This window comes from Aliarcobacter sp. (assembly GCF_041672065.1).
GTDB classification, from domain to species: Bacteria; Campylobacterota; Campylobacteria; order Campylobacterales; family Arcobacteraceae; genus Aliarcobacter; species Aliarcobacter skirrowii.
The window spans coordinates 1-20,532 of sequence record NZ_JBAZAH010000029.1; the positions used below are offsets into that span (position 1 = coordinate 1).

Annotated in this window: 20 protein-coding genes and 1 pseudogene; 13 read left to right on the top strand and 8 right to left on the bottom strand. The window is 28.1% G+C overall.

Features of this window, described 5'->3' with window-relative positions; genetic code table 11:
* The 11 genes from WC168_RS05780 to mnmE form a co-directional block, all read left to right on the top strand.
* The coding region (locus tag WC168_RS05780; RefSeq protein WP_372618072.1) for an NAD(P)H-dependent oxidoreductase at positions 1–306 on the top strand (306 nt) is incomplete at its 5' end.
* Positions 307–336: 30 nt separating this feature from the next.
* Complete coding sequence (locus tag WC168_RS05785; RefSeq protein WP_372618074.1) at positions 337–966, top strand: NAD(P)H-dependent oxidoreductase; 630 nt, start codon at positions 337–339, stop codon at positions 964–966.
* Between the two features lie 49 nt (positions 967–1,015).
* Positions 1,016–2,509, top strand: a complete 1,494-nt coding sequence (locus WC168_RS05790; RefSeq protein WP_372618076.1) for a hypothetical protein — start codon at positions 1,016–1,018, stop codon at positions 2,507–2,509.
* A gap of 87 nt (positions 2,510–2,596) precedes the next feature.
* A complete protein-coding gene (locus WC168_RS05795; protein ID WP_129098926.1) occupies positions 2,597–4,195 on the top strand; it encodes an ABC-F family ATP-binding cassette domain-containing protein in 1,599 nt (532 codons plus the stop codon).
* 105 nt (positions 4,196–4,300) lie between these two features.
* A complete protein-coding gene (locus WC168_RS05800; protein ID WP_372618078.1) occupies positions 4,301–6,877 on the top strand; it encodes an ATP-dependent Clp protease ATP-binding subunit in 2,577 nt (858 codons plus the stop codon).
* A 75-nt stretch (positions 6,878–6,952) separates the two neighbouring features.
* A complete protein-coding gene (gene rpmH / locus WC168_RS05805) occupies positions 6,953–7,087 on the top strand; it encodes a 50S ribosomal protein L34 (protein ID WP_024775877.1) in 135 nt (44 codons plus the stop codon).
* A complete protein-coding gene (rnpA, locus tag WC168_RS05810; RefSeq protein ID WP_082946344.1) occupies positions 7,075–7,410 on the top strand; it encodes a ribonuclease P protein component in 336 nt (111 codons plus the stop codon). Before rpmH ends, rnpA begins: the two co-directional genes overlap by 13 nt.
* On the top strand, positions 7,407–7,733 hold the full coding sequence (yidD, locus tag WC168_RS05815; RefSeq protein ID WP_066349939.1) for a membrane protein insertion efficiency factor YidD: 327 nt from the start codon (positions 7,407–7,409) through the stop codon (positions 7,731–7,733). Before rnpA ends, yidD begins: the two co-directional genes overlap by 4 nt.
* Position 7,734: 1 nt before the next feature.
* Positions 7,735–9,327, top strand: coding sequence for a membrane protein insertase YidC (gene yidC, locus WC168_RS05820; RefSeq protein ID WP_066349941.1), 1,593 nt, complete (start codon positions 7,735–7,737; stop codon positions 9,325–9,327).
* Between the two features lie 9 nt (positions 9,328–9,336).
* A complete protein-coding gene (locus WC168_RS05825) occupies positions 9,337–10,206 on the top strand; it encodes a Jag N-terminal domain-containing protein (protein ID WP_372618081.1) in 870 nt (289 codons plus the stop codon).
* A 5-nt stretch (positions 10,207–10,211) separates the two neighbouring features.
* On the top strand, positions 10,212–11,555 hold the full coding sequence (mnmE, locus tag WC168_RS05830; protein WP_372618083.1) for a tRNA uridine-5-carboxymethylaminomethyl(34) synthesis GTPase MnmE: 1,344 nt from the start codon (positions 10,212–10,214) through the stop codon (positions 11,553–11,555).
* A gap of 1 nt (position 11,556) precedes the next feature.
* Here the strand turns inward: mnmE and WC168_RS05835 are convergent, their stop codons facing one another.
* A complete protein-coding gene (locus WC168_RS05835) occupies positions 11,557–12,042 on the bottom strand; it encodes a histidine phosphatase family protein (protein WP_066159427.1) in 486 nt (161 codons plus the stop codon).
* Between the two features lie 93 nt (positions 12,043–12,135).
* Here WC168_RS05835 and WC168_RS05840 point away from each other — a divergent pair, with 93 nt between their 5' ends.
* Positions 12,136–12,822: a TIGR02117 family protein gene (locus WC168_RS05840; protein WP_115588193.1), complete on the top strand. Its 687-nt coding sequence runs from the start codon at positions 12,136–12,138 to the stop codon at positions 12,820–12,822.
* 40 nt (positions 12,823–12,862) lie between these two features.
* On the top strand, positions 12,863–13,711 hold the full coding sequence (htpX, locus tag WC168_RS05845; RefSeq protein WP_066159432.1) for a zinc metalloprotease HtpX: 849 nt from the start codon (positions 12,863–12,865) through the stop codon (positions 13,709–13,711).
* A 10-nt stretch (positions 13,712–13,721) separates the two neighbouring features.
* Here the strand turns inward: htpX and WC168_RS05850 are convergent, their stop codons facing one another.
* From WC168_RS05850 to glyA, 7 genes and pseudogenes are all read right to left on the bottom strand, one after another.
* The gene (locus WC168_RS05850; protein WP_372618085.1) at positions 13,722–14,939 is read right to left on the bottom strand and encodes a diguanylate cyclase; all 1,218 of its coding nucleotides are present in this window, start codon (positions 14,937–14,939) and stop codon (positions 13,722–13,724) included.
* Positions 14,940–14,979: 40 nt separating this feature from the next.
* The gene (locus WC168_RS05855) at positions 14,980–16,053 is read right to left on the bottom strand and encodes an AAA family ATPase (RefSeq protein WP_372618087.1); all 1,074 of its coding nucleotides are present in this window, start codon (positions 16,051–16,053) and stop codon (positions 14,980–14,982) included.
* Entirely contained in the window at positions 16,050–16,979 is a 930-nt protein-coding gene (gene pdxA / locus WC168_RS05860; protein ID WP_372618088.1) for a 4-hydroxythreonine-4-phosphate dehydrogenase, read from the bottom strand. Before pdxA ends, WC168_RS05855 begins: the two co-directional genes overlap by 4 nt.
* A complete protein-coding gene (locus WC168_RS05865) occupies positions 16,972–17,754 on the bottom strand; it encodes a pyridoxine 5'-phosphate synthase (protein WP_279188993.1) in 783 nt (260 codons plus the stop codon). Before WC168_RS05865 ends, pdxA begins: the two co-directional genes overlap by 8 nt.
* A 17-nt stretch (positions 17,755–17,771) precedes the next feature.
* Positions 17,772–19,184: an anthranilate synthase component I family protein gene (locus WC168_RS05870; RefSeq protein ID WP_372618090.1), complete on the bottom strand. Its 1,413-nt coding sequence runs from the start codon at positions 19,182–19,184 to the stop codon at positions 17,772–17,774.
* On the bottom strand, positions 19,181–20,155 hold the full coding sequence (locus tag WC168_RS05875; RefSeq protein WP_372618092.1) for an SPOR domain-containing protein: 975 nt from the start codon (positions 20,153–20,155) through the stop codon (positions 19,181–19,183). Before WC168_RS05875 ends, WC168_RS05870 begins: the two co-directional genes overlap by 4 nt.
* Before the next feature lie 27 nt (positions 20,156–20,182).
* A pseudogene (glyA, locus tag WC168_RS05880) lies at positions 20,183–20,532 on the bottom strand (serine hydroxymethyltransferase); the annotation flags it as partial.

Below are 20,532 nucleotides of genomic sequence, written 5' to 3' on the forward strand. Positions count from 1 at the left end.
TATACAAGTGATGGAAGAAGTAGAAGTGATTCTTCTAAAACTTATGGAAGTGGAGGACTTTTAAAGGGTAAAAAATATATGTTAAGTATCACTTACAACTGTCCAAAGAGTGAATTTAATAATCCAAATGGTTTTTTTGATGGATTATCATTAGATGAAGCAAATGTTGCTACTCATAAAACTTTTCAATTTGTTGGATTAGAGCCTTTAAAAACTTACTCTGTTCACGATATTTTTAAAGGTGATTTGGATTTAAATAAAGAGTTAGCTAAATTTGAAGAGACTTTAAGAGAGAATTTTTTATAAAATTACAAAATAGATTAATAGGAGAAAAATATGGAAAAAACTTTTATGGAAGCAATGGATTTTAGACATGCTTGTAAAGTATTTGATGATACAAAAAAGATTAGTGAAGAAGATATAAAATATATTCTTGAAGCAGGAAGAAAATCTCCTAGCTCATTTGGACAAGAGCCTTGGAAATTTTTGGTTATTACAAATCCTGAATTAAAAGCAAAAATAAGACCTTTTTGTTGGGATCAACCACAAATTACAACTTGCTCACACTTAGTTGTAATTTTAGCGGCAATTGAAAGTACAAAACCAACTTCAAGTGAAGTTTTAAGAAAGTTTAACAGAAGAGGACTACCTAAGGATATGGTTGAAGCCTATATTAAAAAATATTCAAGTCACTTAGAAGATACTTTTAGCAGCGATGAAAAAACTCTTGCTTGGACATCAAGACAAACATATATTTCAATGGCAAATATGATGACAGCTGCAGCTATTAAAGGAATTGATTCTTGTCCAATTGAAGGGTTTGAAAAACAAAATGTAGAAAAAGTTTTAAACTTAAATACAAAAGAGTATCAACTTTCTGTAATTGTTCCTTTTGGATATAGAATAAAAGAGCAAAGTAAACAGTTAAGAGAAGATTTAGACAAAATTGTTGAATATATTAACTAAAGCTGTAAAATGCTAATATAATCAATATTTTTATTAAATAAGGGATTAAATGCTAGTTAATGTTAGTGAGATAGAAAATTGGTTAAGAGAGTATGGTATAAGCAACTACCATATTTCAGATGATTTTTATGTTTCAGTTCAAGGTAATGTAAACTTAAGTGAAAAGTTAAAAGGAGAGAAACTTCCAGTTAAGTTTGATAGAATCGATGGTTATTTTGATATAAGTAACAATGAACTTCCTAGCCTTGAGGGTTGTCCAAAAATTGTTATGAAAGATTTTAACTGTTCACACAATAAACTAACATCTTTATTTGATTGTCCTGTTGAGGTTGGTGATTTTGATTGTTCTCATAATAATCTAAAAAACCTATCTTATGGTCCAAAAGAGGTAAAAGGTTTTTATGATTGCTCATTTAATGAACTAACATCAATAAAAGCTAGTCCAAGAACTGTAAGAGGACACTTTAAGTGTAATAATAATCGTCTAACTACACTTGAAGGTGGTCCAAAAAGTATTGATACATATTTTGATTGTTCAAATAACATTTTAGAGAGCTTAATTGGTGGACCAATTACAGTTAAACAAGATTATATTTGTAATACAAACAGAATAACTGAACTTGATGGTGTTGCTGATGAGATTGGTGGAGATTTAATTACAGATATTAAGTTAAATATCAATCCAAAATCAGAAGAGGGTCAAGTATATAAATATAATGGTAGAGAGGCAGTTTCTCATATTTATAGACCTTTAGTTGCTCTTACAAATGCTGAAGATATACAAGCTTGGCTTGATAAGTTTGATATAAAAGGAACTACAATTTTGCCTGATAACTCTGTTGATGTTCAAGGTGATGTAAAACTTTCAAATAGACTTCCAAACTTATCGAAACTTCCTTTAAATTTTAACTATGTTGATGGAGATTTTGATATAAGTGAAAATGAGCTTGTATCTTTAGAAGGTTGCCCAACAAGAGTTGGTGGAAGTTTTTTTGCTCATAAAAATGAGTTGGTATCTTTAAGAGGAGGACCAAAAGAGGTTAAAGGAAGTTTTGTAATTTTACATAATAATATTACATCTCTTCAAAACTCTCCAACGGTTGTAAAAGATGACTATATCTGCTCTCACAATCCATTAAGAACACTTGAAGGGATAAATACAGTTTTAGGGTATGTATTTACGGGAGTTTATATTCCAAGACTAAAATGTCAAAAATATAACTACAAAGGGATTACAACTTATAAATATCCTGGTGATGCTGTTATGAAATATCTTGATGAGGAGTATATCTCTTTAACAGATGAGGAGAAAGCATTTGAATCTACAAAGAAAAACTTAGAGAAAGTTATAAAAAAGATGTTAAATGCAAATACTTTAACAAAAGAGATGGTAACAGATCAACTTATAAAAAATCTTACAAAATATCAACTTGATCAACTAAAAACAAAAGTTTTATGGATTAAAAATCCACCAAATGAAGATAATAGCGATATTATAAGTGAAGATGATATTATGAAACTTGCTTTTGAGAAAGAGCTTTAAGCTCACTCTTAAGGCAAAAACTTTTTAATTTGGATATAATCGCCAAAAATCAATCAATAAAATTATACAAAATGGAGTTATTAGAATATGGTTCAAACAGTTAATTTAAAAAAAGCATTTGGTGCTAGAGTTCTTTTTGCGGATATAAACTTAAAACTTGATAGCGGGAAAAGATATGGACTTATAGGAGCAAATGGTGCTGGAAAAACAACTTTCTTAAAAATTCTTTCAGGTCAAGAAGAGGCAACTGAAGGTGAAGTGCAAATTCAAAATGGAAAAAAAGTTGGAGTTTTATCACAAAATCAATTTGCTTATGAAAACTTTTCAATATTTGATACAGTTTTAATGGGAAATAAAAGACTTTATGATGCTATAAAAGAGAAAGAAGAGCTTTATATGAGTCCTGAGTTTACTGATGAGATAAATAATAGGCTAGCAGAGCTTGAGATTATTTGTTGTGAAGAGGATCCAACTTATGAGTATGATATTAAAGTTACAAAGATTTTAGAGGATTTAGGATTTCCAGCTTCAACTCAACAAAATTTAATGAGCACTCTAACAGGTGGTGATAAAGTTAAAGTTCTTTTAGCTCAAGTTCTTTTCCCTAAACCTGATATTCTATTTTTAGATGAACCTACAAATAACCTTGATATTGAAACTATTTCATGGCTTGAAAATCAACTTCAACACCACGATGGTACAATGGTAGTTATCTCTCACGATAGACACTTTTTAAATGCTGTTTGTACAAATATACTTGATGTTGATTTCAAAAAAATTAGAGAGTTTAGTGGAACTTATGATGATTGGTATATAGCTTCAACATTAATTGCAAAACAACAACAAACAGATATTAGTAAAAAACAAAAAGAGAAAGAAGAGCTTGAGAAGTTTATTGCTAGATTTAGTGCAAATGCTTCAAAAGCAAAACAAGCTACAAGTAGACAAAAACAACTTGATAAACTTGATATTCAAGCTATTGAAGTATCAAGTAGAAGAGATCCATCTATTATTTTTAGACAAAAAAGAGAGGTTGGAAAAGAGCTTTTAACTGTTAAAAATATCTCAAAATCTTATGGAGATAAAGTTGTATTAAAAGATGTATCATTTACTTTAGAAAAAGGTGATAAAATAGCTTTAATTGGAGCAAATGGTATAGGAAAAACAACTTTATGTGAAATTTTAATGGGTAATATAAAAGCTGATAGTGGAGAGGTTTTATGGGGAGCAACTATTCAAAACTCATATTTCCCACAAAATACAACAGATATTATAAAAGGTGATATGACACTTTATGATTGGTTAAGAGGTTTTGATAGAGATGCTGATATTGCTGAAATTAGAAACTGTTTAGGAAGAATGCTTTTTAATGGTCAAGAGCAAGAGAAAAAAGTAGATGCTTGTAGTGGAGGAGAAAAACATAGAATGATGCTCTCTAAAATTATGTTAGAGCAAGGAAATTTTTTAGTTCTTGATGAACCTACAAACCACCTTGACCTTGAGGCAATTATTGCTTTAGGTGAAGGACTTCACCAATATGCTGGTTCTGTTATTTGTGTATCTCACGATAGAGAACTTCTTGATGCTTATGCAAATAGAATTATTGAGATTCAAGCAGATGGCTCAATTTTAGACTTCAAAGGAACTTACGAAGAGTTTATTGAATCAAAATCTACTAACGCTTAATTTATGGATGAGATTATCTCATCTATAAATAAAAAATTTTAAACCTTGACAAATATAGACTAAAGTTATATAATCCAATTAGCAATTAAACATTAGGAGTGCTAAATGAATAATATATTTGAAAAAATGACAAATCAACTAAGAGAAGCTATTGATAGTGGTTTAAATCTAGCTTTGCACAATAAAAATCAAGAAGTAGAAGTAGTACATATTTTGTGGGCTTTGCTTACAAATACAAATTCAGTATTAAATCAACTATTAAATAAAATGAATGTAAATAAAGCTGCAATTGAACTTGAAGCAAAATCAAATGCAAGTAGACTTCCAACTGTAAGTAGTGTTACAAAAGAGAATATTAAAGTATCAAAAAAATTATATGATAGTTTCCAAAAAGCAGCTGGACAGATGACAAGTTTGGGAGATAGCTATATAGCAATTGACTCTTGGCTTATAGCAAACTTCGATGAGCCAACAATCAAAGAAATTTTAGGAAAATATATAGATTTAAAAGAGGCAAAAAAAGAGCTTGAGGCAATTCGTGCTGGAAAAACTATAGATAATCAAAGTGCTGATGATAATTTGGAAGCTTTAAATAAATATGGAATAGATTTAAATAAACAAGCAATTGATGGAAAACTAGATCCCGTTATTGGAAGAGATGAGCAAATAAACAGAATGATGCAAATTTTGATAAGAAAAACAAAAAACAATCCAATATTGCTTGGAGAACCAGGTACTGGAAAAACTGCAATTGCTGAAGGTTTAGCTCAAAGAATTGTTGCAAAAGATGTTCCAACATCTTTATTAAATAAAAGGGTAATTGCACTTGATATGAGTTCACTTATTGCAGGTGCAAAATATAGAGGAGAGTTTGAAGATAGGCTTAAATCTGTAATTGATGAAGTTAAAAAAGATGGGAATGTAATTTTATTTATAGATGAGATTCATACAATTATAGGTGCAGGTGCTAGTGAAGGAAGTATGGATGCTGCAAATATTTTAAAACCTAGTCTTGCAAGGGGTGAACTTCACACAATTGGAGCAACAACACTAAAAGAGTATAGAAAATATTTTGAAAAAGATCAAGCAATGCAAAGAAGATTTCAACCTGTTAAAGTTGATGAACCAACAGTAAATGAAGCTTTGCAAATTTTAAGAGGTATTAAAGAGAAACTTGAAACTCATCACAATGTTACTATAAATGATAGTGCATTAGTTGCAGCTGCAAAATTATCAAATAGATACATTACAGATAGATTTTTACCTGATAAAGCAATAGATTTAATAGATGAAGCAGCAGCTGAACTTAAAATGCAAATTGAGAGTGAACCAACAGCATTATCAACAATAAAAAGAGAGATTCAAACTTTGCAAGTTGAAAAAGAGGCTCTTAAAATGGAAAAAAGCCAAAAGAATGAAGATAGAATCAAAGAGATAGAAAAAGAGCTTGCAAATAAAAATGAAGAGAAACAAAATCTTGAAGCAAGATTTGAAAATGAGAAACATACATTTAATCTAACAAGTGAGTTAAAAACAAAAATTGATGAGCTTAAAACTAAAGCAAATATTGCAAAACGAGAGTCAAAATTTGAAGAGGCTGCAAAAATAGAGTATGGAGATATTCCAGAGTTAGAGAAAAAAATAAAAGAGAATGAAGAGAAATGGGCAATTATGCAAAAAGAGGGAACTCTTTTAAGAAATAGTGTTGATGAAGAAAGCATAGCAACAATTGTCTCTAAATGGACACAAATTCCTGTAAATAAGATGCTTGATAGTGAAAAGCAAAAAGTTTTAAGAGTTGAAGAGGTATTAAAAAAAGATGTTATAGGTCAAGATGAAGCTATAAAAGCAATAAGCAGAGCAATTAAGAGAAATAAAGCTGGACTTAGTGAAGTTAATCGTCCTATAGGAAGTTTTTTATTTTTAGGACCAACAGGAGTTGGAAAAACAGAGAGTGCAAAAACATTAGCAAAATTTTTATTTGATGATGCAAAATCACTTATTAGATTTGATATGAGTGAATATATGGAAAAACATGCTGTTTCAAGACTTGTAGGAGCAGCACCTGGTTATGTTGGATACGAAGAGGGTGGGCAGTTAACTGAAGCAGTGCGAAGAAAACCTTATAGCGTAATACTTTTTGATGAAGTTGAAAAAGCACATCCAGATGTATTTAATATACTTTTACAAGTTCTTGATGATGGAAGATTAACTGATAACAAAGGTGTTACAGTTGATTTTAAAAATACAATTATAATTTTAACTTCAAATATTGGAAGTGCTAGAATTATTGAAATAAGTGATAAAGAGCAAAGAAGAAAAGCTGTAATGGATGAGTTAAAAGCTCATTTTAGACCAGAGTTTTTAAATAGACTTGATGATATTGTAATTTTTGAGCAGTTAAACTTAGATGCTATTACAAATATTGTTGATATTTTATTTGCAAATATAGAGAAAAAATTACTTGAAAAAGATATAAAAATATCACTATCAAAAGAGGCAAAAGAGTATATTGCAAAAGTAGGATTTGACCCAGTTTATGGAGCAAGACCACTAAAAAGAGCAATTTATGAAATAGTTGAAGATAAACTAGCTGAGCTTATTTTAGAGGATAAAATAAAAGAGCAAAGTTGTGTTGATTTTGATTTAGAAGATGAAAAGATAGTAGCAAAAATATCTTAAAGCAAAGAATAGTTTAAGTAAGATTTGCCTATAATCCACAACTTAATTTTGAAAATTTAAAAGGGTAAGAGTAAGATGAAAAGAACATATCAACCACATAACACTCCTAAGAAAAGAACTCACGGGTTTAGAGTAAGAATGGCTACAAAAAATGGTAGAAGAGTAATTAATGCAAGAAGAGCTAAAGGAAGAAAAAGATTAGCTGTTTAAGTAAGGACTTTAGGCTAAATAGCCAAAAAGAGTTCAACAAACTTTATAAAAGCGGTAAAAGTTGGCATACTTCAACTTTTGTCGCTTTTTTTATGCCAAATTCAAAATCAAAATTTGCATTTGTAGCTTCAAAAAAGATTGGAAATGCAGTTTTAAGAGCAAAGGCAAAAAGAAGATTGAGAGCTACACTACTACTATATGATAATCGATTAAAAGATGGAAGTTACATTTTTGTTGCAAAAAATCCTATAAATGAAAAGTCATTTATAGATTTACAAAAAGATTTTAATTTTGCTTTTAAAAGACTTGAACTACTTAAATGAGAAGTATTGGTAAGTATTTAATAAGATTTTATCAAAAATATCTAACAGTTCTATCATATGGTTCATGTAGATATTATCCAACTTGTTCACAATATGCACTTTGGCAACTAGATAATAATAGTTTTTTTAAGGCTATTTTTTATACAATATTGCGTATTTTAAAGTGCAACCAACTTTTTGCTGGTGGGTTTGACTATCCAGTTGTAAATAGGTTAAAAAAAAATCAAAATATCAAATATAATAAAATCAAAATAGTATATTGGTATATACCCACAAAAAATGGGAAATTTCTAGTAGTAAAAAACAGGGAGTGGAAGAAGTAGAATGAACAATGGTAATAATATAAACGGCGGATTACAAAAACGATTAATTATAATGACTGTAATGGTTTTTGTATTTTTTATAGCGTATGAGTTTTTGGTACTTAAACCAAAACAACAAGAGAGATTGGCTCAGGCAAAAATTGAACAACAGCAACAAGCAAATGCAGCTCCTGAAGTTCAAAATATTGTAGAAAATTCAAATAGTAATAGTGTCTCTGCACCAGCGGTAGTAGATAATAAAAGTATAATTGCAAAGATTACAACTGAAAAAAATGTTATAGAGATTGATAATCTAGGAAGAGTTGCACAAGTTACACTTTTAGAAGCTAAGTACAAAGATGAAAATCAAAACCAAATAAAACTATTTAAAGCAGATCAATTAAGACCTTTAGAGCTTAGATTTCAAGATCCAGCTTTGAATAATGAAGCTTTCAAAGTTGATATGAAAGCTAGTTCTTCAACAATAGATGCTACAAATTCTGTTCAAGAGTTGGTTTTAACACAAACTTTGAGCAATACAGTTTTAACTAAAAAGTTTAAATTTTATCCAGATGGTCACTATGATTTAGAAGTTAGCTCTACAAATGATAAACAATTTTTTATTACAAATGGATTTAGACCAGATGTAATTGCAGATATGTATGCAGTTCATGGGTTTATGGGTAAATTGGCTGATGATACTTTGGAGACTATTGAAGATGGAGATTTAAAAGATCAAAAAACTTTAACAGGACTTAGTTTTATCTCTAATTTTGATAGATATTATGCAACTGTTATTTACAATTTTGATAGAACATTCCAAGCAACATTAATGCCAGATAACAATAGAGATCCACAAGCGTTTATTCACGCTGGATCAAATATTAGTTTTAGTGGATTTATGGGACCAAAAAATTATAATGATTTAAAAGCTTTAAATGCAGAGCTTATTGATGTTATTGATTATGGTTGGTTTACATTTATTGCAAAACCTATGTTTACACTTCTTCAATTTATTCAAAGTTATGTTGGAAACTGGGGTTGGACAATTGTTATTCTTACAATTTTAATTAAACTTGTACTTTATCCTTTATCATACAAAGGTATGGTATCTATGCAAAAATTAAAAGAGCTTGCTCCAAAAATGAAAGAGATTCAAGCAAAATATAAAGATGATAAGCAAAGACAATCTATGGCTATGATGGAACTTTATAAAAAACATGGTGCAAATCCAATGGGTGGATGCTTACCATTAATTTTACAAATTCCAGTTTTCTTTGCTATTTATAGAGTTTTAATTAATGCAATTGAGTTAAAAGGTGCTGAATGGATTTTATGGATTAAAGATTTAGCAGAGCTAGATCCTTGGTTTGTGTTACCAATTTTAATGGGTGCAACAATGTATATTCAACAAAGAATTACACCAATGGCAATGCAAGATGAGTTGCAAAAGAAGATATTCCAAATGTTACCAATAATATTTACATTCTTCTTCTTATGGTTCCCAGCAGGATTAACACTATACTGGTTTGTAAATAATCTATTTACTATTGCTCAACAATATACTATTAATAGAATATTTGAGAAGAAAAAAGCTGCAAATAAAGCAAGCTAGGAATATCCAATGAAAAAGTTTGAAGCTAATAGTTTAGAAGAGGTTTATGACCTAGCTAAAAAAGAGTTTAATTGCTCAATTACTGAGTTGGTTATTGAAGTAATTCAACAACCATCGAAGGGTTTTTTAGGTTTTGGAAAGAAAAAAGCTATTATTTGTGCTTACTGTAAGTGTGAAAATCAAGGACAAAAAGATAGTTTTAAAACTTATAAAAATAAAGATGTAAAAATTGAAGATGTAAACTCAAGAATAGAGAACTCTAAAAAATGTGAAGAGTTTGAAGACATTAAAATTGAGAAAAAAGAAGATATTGTAAAAGTACCAAGCGTTGAGAAAAAAGAGAAGATTTTTGATAATTTTTATCACGAAGATAAAGATAAAGAGGTTTCAAAAATAATTATCAAAAAACCAAAAGATGAGATAATCAAAGAGATAAAAGATGGTTTAAATCTTCTATTTAGTGATACTTGCTTTAATTTAGATGAAGTAAAAGTGAGTTTTTATGATGATGAGACGATTTATATTGAGTTTTATGGAGAAGATTCAGCACTGTTAATAGGTAAAGAGGGTTATAGATATAAAGCTTTATCATATATTTTATTTAATTGGATAAATGATAAATATGGACTTATGTTAAGACTTGAAGTTGCAGAGTTTTTGAAAAACCAAGAGATTGCTATTAACTTATATTTGGAGCCAGTTATTGAGATTATTAAAGATAAAGGTAATTTTAAAACAAAACCTCTTGATGGTATTTTAGTTCATATTGCTCTAAAAAGATTAAGAGAGGAGTTCCCTTTAAAATATGTTGCAGTTAAAACAAATATTAAGGGTGAAAAGTATGTGCTTGTAAATGAGTACAAAAGTAAAGAGGATTAAAAAAATTGTATTTAGATGATACAATTGTAGCTATTGCCACTCCTTTAGGAGTTGGCTCTATTTCAATAATTAGACTCTCTGGTTCAAACTCACTAAATATTGCACAAAAAATCTCAAAACTTACAGATATAAAACCAAGATACGCAACTTTATCATACCTTTATGATGAAAAAAACAATCCAGTGGATGAAGCTATAATACTATATTTTAAAGCTCCAAACTCTTTTACAGGAGAGGATATTATTGAGTTTCAACTTCATGGTGGAGTTGCAATTGCTAATTTGGTTTTAGATTTAGTTTTATTTCATGGCGCTAGAATGGCAAATGCTGGTGAGTTTTCAAAAAGAGCTTTTTTAAATAATAAGATTGATTTAAGTAAAGCAGAAGCAATTTCAAAGATAATTGAAGCAAAGAGCCAAAGTGCTGTTAAGCTTCTAGCTAGACAGTTAAAAGGTGAGCTTAAAGAGTTTGTTGAAAGTATAAGAGAAGATCTTCTTTTTATGCTTGCATACACAGAGGTTAGTATTGATTATGCAGAGGAAGATTTACCAAGTGATATTTTAGAGAAAATTGAAGAGAAAATTGAAAAAATCACTATAAAATTAAGAGATACTTTAAGCGCAAGCAGAAGAAGAGAGGGCTTAATTGAAGGTTTTAAAGTAGCAATTATTGGTAAACCAAATGTTGGAAAATCTAGTCTTCTAAACAAACTTTTAAATTATGAAAGAGCAATTATCTCAAATATTGCAGGAACTACTAGAGATACTATTGAAGAGAGTATAAAAATTGGTTCACATATTATAAAAATAGTTGATACAGCTGGAATTAGAGAAGATACAACTGATTTAATAGAGAAAATTGGAATTGAAAAATCAATAAAAAGTATTGAAGATGCAAATATTATTTTAGCTTTGTTTGATAATAGTGAAAAAATATCAAATGAAGATAGAAAAATTTTAGAGCTAATAAATAGTGTTAGTGATAAAACTGTTATAAAGATTTTAAATAAGATTGATATGAAAAGCTCTTTTGATAAGAGCTGTTTGGGTGAATATTTAGAACTATCTACAAAATATAGTATTGAAGATTTGATTTCAAAATTAGAGGATATTTTGAATAGAAGTATTGGAGAAGATGAGCTTACACTTGTTTCAAAAAGACAAGTTCAAAGTGTTGAAAAAACTTTAGAAAATATAAATCTATCAAAAAATCCACTTCAAACTGGAGAGTTGGAGTTTTTTGCTCACTTTATAAATGAAGCTTTGTTTGAGATTTCAAATATTACAAAACCCTATGATAATGATGAGATGTTAGATGTAATGTTTGGTGAGTTTTGTTTAGGCAAGTAGCCTAAACATCACTTGGTTTTGTATAACTTATAAGTTTTGCATTAGTTTTATCTATATCAATCCAGCTGTCGCAGTCAAAATCAATTTGCATCAAAGCTCCCTCTTCAAACTTCTCTTTAAATCCTACAAGTGTAACTGCAAGAGCTGTTAAAGATGGATTGTGACCAACAATTAACATTGTATCAACTGTGTCATAAGTATAAGTTATAGTCTCTATCAACTCATTTACAAAAGCCATATATAAAACCTCATTTAGCATAATAGTTTTTGTATAATCTAACTCTTTAGCAAATATTTCAGCTGTTTGTCTTGTTCGTACAGCTGGACTTGCAACTATTAAATCTATTTTTGGATCTTTACTTGACAAATATTTTGCCATTTTAACAGCTTTTTCTATCCCCTGTGCTGTTAATTCTGTATCGTAATCATATTCGTTTACAACTTCTCTCTCTTTTGTAGTATGTCTTGCTATAAAAACTCTTTTCATATTTTCCTGCTTAAATAAAAATGCTAAATTTTAACCATATCTTTATAAGAAAAATATAAAAATATCAAAACAATAAAAAGAGAGTAACAAATTATGAAAAAATTTATCAAATATCTACTATTTTCCTTGATTTTTATAATATCTTTTGTAATTTTATATTTTGTCTTTGAATACTCTCTTTCAAGATATTCAACACCATATAGTTTAAAAAATGGTGAATATGAGATGTTTGTAAAATCAAATGGTGTTCATACAGATATTGTTTTACCACTTAAAAGTGATATTATAAATTGGTTTGATTTCTTCTCTTCAAGTGATACTTTAAGTAAAAGAGATGATTTTTCATATATTAGTATTGGTTGGGGTGATAAAGGTTTTTATCTTGATACTCCAACATGGGCTGATTTAAAAGTCAAAACAGCAGTTGTAGCAGCTCTTGGACTTGGTTCAACTGCTCTTCATATAACATATTATGAAAATATTATTGAAGATGATTTAACATATAAAATCTATATATCAAAAGAGCAGTATGAAAAAATAGTATTAAATATAAAAGAGTCTTTACAATATAAAGATGAAAAAGTTATAAATATAAAAACTAATGCACAATATGGTCAAAATGATGCTTTTTATGAAGCTATTGGAAGTTACAGCATTTTTCACACTTGTAACACTTGGACAAATAGTGTTTTAAAAAGTGCCTATTTACCAGCTTCAGTTTGGACAGCATTTGATGAGGGAATTTTATATCAATATAAAAATTTAAAAAGTAACTATTAATCTAAATTTGATAAAATTCGCAAAAATTTAAGGAGATAAAATGGAACAGGCTAAAACAGTATTTTTTCTAACACTTCTTACAGTATTATTTGTATTTATAGGATTTAGTTTTGGTGGAACAAATGGAATGTTAATAGCATTTTTAGTTGCATGTGGAATAAATTTTTATGCATATTACTATTCAGATAAGCATGTTTTAAAAAGATTTAATGCAACACCAATTGAAGATATTAGACATCCAATATATAGAATAACTCAAAAATTGACTCAAAGAGCAAATCTTCCTATGCCAAAAGTTTATTTAATAGCAGATCATACACCAAATGCATTTGCTACAGGAAGAAATCATGAAAATGCTGCAGTTGCAGTTACAATGGGACTTTATGAGATGTTAAATGAAGATGAACTTGAAGGTGTAATTGCTCATGAGTTATCACATATAAAACATTATGATATCTTAATTGGAACAATAGCTGCAGTTTTTGCTGGGGCAATTGCTATGATTGCAAATATGATGCAATTTAGTACTATGTTTGGAAATAGTAGACAAAATTCAAACCCTATAGTTATGATTGTTATGGCAATTTTACTACCACTTGCTGCTTCAATTATTCAAATGAGTGTTAGTAGAAGTAGGGAGTTTATGGCAGATGAAGGAGCTGCAAGGATGACAAAAAATCCAAGCGGACTTCAAAATGCATTAAGAAAACTTGAAAATTATGCACAAAGAGGAGCTGTTTTAAAAAATGCAAGTGAAGAGACAGCTCATATGTTTATAATAAACCCTTTTTCAGGTTTAAAAAATAATTTTGGAAATCTTTTTAGAACACATCCAACAACATCAGATAGAATTGCTAGACTTGAAGAGTTAAAAAAAGAGTTAAGATAGATATACTATCTTAGCTTTTATATGCAATAACTCTATTTTTTCCCTCTTTTTTTGCTTTAAATAGTGCTAAATCTACCTTTCTTATTAGTTCATGGCTTGAGATATTTTTATTTGCTTCTATAACTCCAAGACTAATAGTAACTCTTTGATCATTTTTAAATATATGACCTTCAACATTGTTTTTTAATTTTTTTGCCAAAATAAAACTACTATTTAAATCACTTTGTGGGATTATAATTGCAAATCTATCTCCAGCAACTCTTGAAATAAAAACATCTTTTGGAAGAGTTGCTTTTGCTAAATTGGCTATTTGTTTTATTATAGTATCGCCAAAATCATAATTAAAAGTTGTATTTATATTTTTTATATCATCAATATCAAAAACAACCAAAGAGAAGATATTTTTATCATCTTTTAGATTTTGATGAAATGTTTCTAAAGATTTGTAAAACCAATCTCTATTATATAGTTTTGTCATATTATCTATTGATGCTTGTTCTTCATTTAAGTTTTTAGATTTTGCAAGATAGTTGAATTTTTTAAGAAGAATATTTGATACAATAAATGCAATAAAAATTGATAAAACAATAAATATAAGTGCCAAAAGAAGCGTTAAATAGATATTTTTATCATAAGTTGCCTCTTCACTTTTTATTTTTTCTTCTACTTTTTTCTCAATTTCACTTGGATAAAATCCACTTCCTATAATTAAGTTTGTTTCAGGAATTAGTTTTACAAATGAAACTTTTTCTTCAAGTTTATTTGTAGTTGGATTTAACCAAAGATAGTTTACAAATCTATCATTTTGATAATTTGTTGTTATTGTTTTTACTGCACTATTATAGTTTTCATCTTCAAGAATAAAAAGATTTTCTCCCTCTAAAAAGTCCAAGAATGAGTGAATAACAACATTTCCCATAGTATCAAATATAAAATAATAATCACTAGCTTTGCTATTTATATTTTTCATAAGATTTAAAAATGAGCTATTTAATATATTTTTATTTCCAGCTAAAATAATCTGGTTTTTATATATTTGAATAGCTATCTCAACATTTGTTTTAACTTGCGTTTTCTCTTGTTCTAACAAAGAGTTTTTATATAATAAAAAATTATTTTCTAAACTACTTTTATAGCCAGAAATAATTATATAAAAAATCATTGCTACAACTAAAGGCAAAATAGTAAGCGGGGCATATCTAATAAAAGATATAATTCTTTTTTCCATATTCAATACTCTTATTCTCTATATTCTAACTCTCTTCATTCTATCTTAAAGCCCACTCAAAAAATGAAAAAACTTCAATTTTAAGTTGATTATTTTTTATTTTATTACTATTTGAAACAGTTATTATTTCAATATTTGAAATATTTAGTTCAATTGATATTTTTGTTATTTTTTTAAGTAAAGTGGCATTTGAAACTTCATTAAAAAATGGTATACAAACAACTGCAGTTCTTATTTGTGGTATATAAAAATCTATATAATCAAGATAATAAATCTCTTCATAACTATTTTTTAACTCCAAAAAAACCATATTTGTAAACTCTTGTTTAAATTTTTTTTGAAAATTTATAGCACTTTGAAATGCGTGATTGTAACAATAAATCTTTTTTAAAGAGTTTTTTTGCTCAAACTTATCTAAAAAAAATATCAATCTTTGCTCTTCAAAAATTTTACAACGCTCATAAAATCTATCTTTAGAGATTTTTATTCTCATTTTGAGAGTATTAAATAGTTGAAAAATAGACTTTTTTTCATCAATATTCTCTAATAAAAGTAGATAGATATTTAAATCTGTATTATCTTGCAAGTTTAGATTTATAATCTCTTGAATTCTTGACTCTTTTTTACTCTCTTCAATAAAAAGTATCTCAGGAGAGTTTCCATATTTTAAGAAAGTATTAAAACTAGATGTAATATTTAGTTGTTTATTGTCAAATAGAAGATACTCTTCAAAATCTAAGTTATTTAAAAATATTTTCGAAAAACTATCTATATTTATATCTTTAGTTGCAGATATAATAATATTTTCAACACTAATTTTTTCAAGTGATTCAAAGCTAACATTCTCTAAAACTAAAACTTTTATCTCATTTTGATTAATAAAATCTTGTAAAGGTTTTAACTCTAATTTGAAATTTCTATTCTTTATATCTAAAAAATCTATATATAAAATCTCTTGTTTTTTAAAGTTTGATAATAGGTCAAAAATTAAATAAGTTTTACCAACTTTAGGAGCACCTATAATTATAGTTTTATTAAATAGAATCTTTTTTTTTCTCTCCAAAAAGTTTATTTTTGGAAGAGTTTGTTCATAGTTTTCATTTAAAAAATTCATTTTTTGCTTAAATTTATAGCTTCTTTTATTGCATTTATGTAGCTTTTTGTATCTATTTTTTCATTTTTGTATGCAATATTAAAAGCAGTTCCGTGATCAACACTTGTTCTTATAATTGGAAGATTAAGGCTAACATTAATACTCTCATCAAAATATAAAGCCTTTAGTGGTGCTAAACCTTGATCATGATACATAGCTATAAAATATTTAAAATTTTTTCTTGAATTTGGTGAAAAAGCAGTATCAGGTACTAGTGGACCTTTAAAAATATCCTCTTTTAACTCTTTATTGGCTTTTTTAATAGCTTTAAAAATAACTACCTCTTCATCTCCTAAAACACCATTATCACTTGCGTGTGGATTTAATCCTAATACCGCAATATTTTTAGCTTTTATATTTTTATAAAAATCAATAAAAAAGTCTATTAAATCTTTTTCAATAATTTTTTTAGGAACTTTTTTTAGTGCAATATGTTCTGTAAAAAGTGCAACATACATTTTAGGACAGCCTAACATCATAATTGCATGTTTATTAAAAAAATCTCTTAAAACCTCTGTGTGCCCTTTGTATTTTATGCTAGCTTTACTCCAAGACTCTTTATTGATTGGAAGAGTACAAATTGCATCAACCTCTTTTTTATGTGCTAGTTTAATTGCATCCATAAATGAGTCAAAAGAGTATTTTCCAGCTTTTTTTGAAACCTCACTAGGTTTTATAACAAAATCACCTTTTGTTTCAAAAAGCTTGAAATCTTCTGGAATATCAACTTTTAAAAGTTTTGAAGCTTGATTTAGCATATTTTTATTTATACAATAAATTGGATCACAAATTTTTTTTATAGTTTCATGCTCTTTTAGAGCAATCTCTATTCCAATACCATTTAGATCACCAATACTAATAGCTATTTTTTTTAGTTGCTTATTCATTGATTAAAATTTTCATATCTTCAATTGCATTTTTTAAACCTGTAAAAACAGATCTAGCAATTATACTTTGTCCAATATTTAACTCAATAATCTCTTTTATTTCACAAATATGTTTAACATTTTGATAGTTTAAACCGTGTCCAGCAGCAACTTTTAAATCTAAATTTGATGCAAAATTGGCAGCTTGTTTTAAGTCAAGTAGGCTATTTTGTAAAAGTTCTTTAAGCTCTTCATTTGTCAGTTCAAGATATTTAATAGAGTGTTGAGTTCTTCTTAAATTTGTATGAAGCATTGCATATATATTTGCAAAGCTTCCTGTGTGAAGCTCTACCCAAGTTGCACCTAACATATTTGATAACTCAATTGATTTACTATTTGGATCAACAAAAAGTGAAACCTCAATATCATTTTCTTGTAGTTTTTCAATAGTATTGTTTATTTTATCAAAGTTTTTATCTAAATCAAGACCACCTTCTGTTGTAACTTCATCTCTATTCTCAGGTACCAAAGTTACTCTATTTGGTTTTAATTTACAAACAAGATCAATAATATTTTCATTTATAGAGCACTCAAGATTTATAGGTAGTGCTGATTGCTCAATTATAGCTTTAGCATCTAAATCATGGATATGTCGTCTATCCTCTCTTAAATGGATTGTAATTTGATCTGCACCTGCAAGTTTACAAATACTTAAAGCATCTAAAGGGTTTGGATCATTTATTTTTCTAGCCTCTCTAAGCGTTGCTATATGATCTATATTTACTCCAAGTAGCATTTTATTTCCTTTACTGTTTATGATAAATCTTTTAGTGTTGCAATATTTGCAGCTAATTTATTGTGAACCTCTAAAAACTCATCTTCATTTTTAGAATCAGCAACTATTCCAGCTCCTGATTGAAAAATTATCTTATCTTTAGTTAAAAGAGAAGTTCGTATAGTTATTGCACTATCCATATTCCCATCAAATCCAAAATAGGCTACGCTTCCTGAATAAAAACTTCTTTTTATTTTTTCAAAGTTTGCTATTAACTCCATAGCTCTTATTTTTGGGGCTCCTGTCATGGTTCCTGCTGTAAATGTAGCCATAAATAGATCAAACATATCATATTTCTCATCTAAAATAGCCTCTACATCACTAACCATATGCATAACATGAGAGTATCTCTCTATTCTCATAAGTTCAGTTACTTTAACACTTCCAGCACGAGCTACTCTTCCAACATCATTTCTTCCTAAATCAACAAGCATTAAATGTTCAGATCTCTCTTTTAAATCATTTAAAAGCTCATTTTCCATCTCTAAATCTTTTTGTAAAGTTGCCCCTCTTTTTCTTGTACCTGCAATTGGTCGAAGAAGCATATGATTATCTACTAATCTAATCATAACTTCAGGACTGCTTCCAGCAATACTAAAATCTTCAAATTGAAGTAAAAAAAGATAAGGACTTGGATTTTTGCTTCTTAATGCTCTATAAAAACTTAAATGATCTACAACAGCACTTTGAATAAATCTATTTGAAATTAAAATTTGAAAGATATCTCCACTTCTAATCATCTCTTTTGCATCTTCTACCATAGAAAAAAACTCTTCTTTTGAGTAGTTGAATTTTCCTTCATCTAAAATAGTAGCTTTTTTCAAGGGTGTATAGTTATATGGTTTTAGAAGCTCTTCTTCTATAGTTTCAAGCTCATTTTTAAGCTTATCAACTGAAGTTAAAATAGTCAATTTTGAAGTTTTATGAGAGTAAGCAAGAATTATTTTTGGTCTAATTAAATCAAAATCTGCAATATCTAGCTGATCTTCTAAATCTTGCATACTATTTTTTAATTTTGGTTCAAACTCTTTGCTTATATCATAACCAATATTTCCAATAAAACCATCAATTAGACCAATTCCAAGCTCTTTTGCTATATTTTTATAAATCTCTTTATCAAATTTTTTATAATATTTTTTTAAAAATAGTAGTGGATTATTATCAACTTTTTTGATATCTCCACTCTCATTTTGAAAAAAACATTCACTATTTTTATACCAAATTCTCTCTCTTGCACCAATTATTATATATGAGAAATTTCCATCATTTCCACTACTAATTGTACTTTCAAATAAAAAAGAGAGCTCTTTTGGATAAAGAGCTTTTACTTTTTCATAAATTGATACAGGTGTAAATTGATCCAAAAATAGAGTTTTGTTATAAAAAATCATTTCACTTCTTTAATAAAAGCTGATTGAATATTTAGCTTAGTTTTTATATTTGGCATTTGAGTATTTGCATTTGCTCTACTACTATATGGTCCAATTAAAAGTTTATTTAAATTACTCTCTTCTATAATTTTGTATTCAAAACCATTTTGTTTTATTTTTTGTAAGTATGCACTATCTGGTCTGTTTTTAAATGCACCAATTTGAACATAAAAACCTTTAGAAGTAGATGTTGTAGTCTCAACTGCTTTTGTGGCACTATTTTGTGTGCTTTTACCTTCAACTAACTCTCTAATAGATTTTTTAGGTTCGTTTTGTGTAGAAGGTGCTTTTTTCTCTTCAACTTTTACAACAGGAGCAACACTTTTTTTCTCTTCAATTTTTTGAATCGTTTTATCTAAATCTTCATTTGTAATAGTAGTCTCTTTAGGCTCTTCTACAATCTCTTTAATAGAGTTTAAGTTATCTAAACTATCATTTTCTTTTAAATCTTCTAGTGATTGTTCTGCACTTTTTCTATTTGTATCATCAAGAATTTTTTGATAACTCTCTTCAATGCTACTCTCTTTTGAAATATTTGTATCACTACTTGATAAATCTTGTGGCATAAAAGGATCACCTTTTTTATCTTTATTTGAAAGAAGTCCAACAATAACAACTGTTAGTAAAAATAGAACTAATAAAATAGCTCCAAGCATAAGATATTTCTTCTTGTTATCGCTTCTATTAGATCTCTTTTCTAAGATTAGGCTATCAAACTCATTATTACTATTTTCTAATTCAATATTATTTTGAAGTCTTTGAATCTCTTCATAACTATTGTCACTGTTATAAGCACTATTTAGACTGTTTGATAGATTTAAATTTTGCATATTTGATTCTGCTTGATTTAGTTCATTTAATTTTCTTTTTAACTCTTCGCCCTCTTGTTTCAACTGAACTTTTTTTAAAAAATCATCACCACTTATTTGCATAGCCTATCCTTTTTTTAAAATTTTTATTTAATACGTCGAACTACTGTAAATCACAAACTTACTAGCTAACTCTTCAAGCTCTTTGTTTATTTTTTTGTGTAACTCTTTATCTTCAATATTATCTAATACATCACAAATTTTATTTGCAATATATTCAAACTCTTTCTCTTTCATTCCACGTGCTGTTAATGCTGGGCTTCCTATTCTAATACCTGAAGTTACAAATGGGCTTCTTGTCTCTCCTGGAACAGTGTTTTTATTTACAGTAATTCCTGCATCTCCAAGTGCTGCATCTGCATCTTTTCCACTAAATGGTTTATTTAAGAAAGATACTAAAACTAAGTGATTATCTGTTCCACCACTTACAATATCATAAC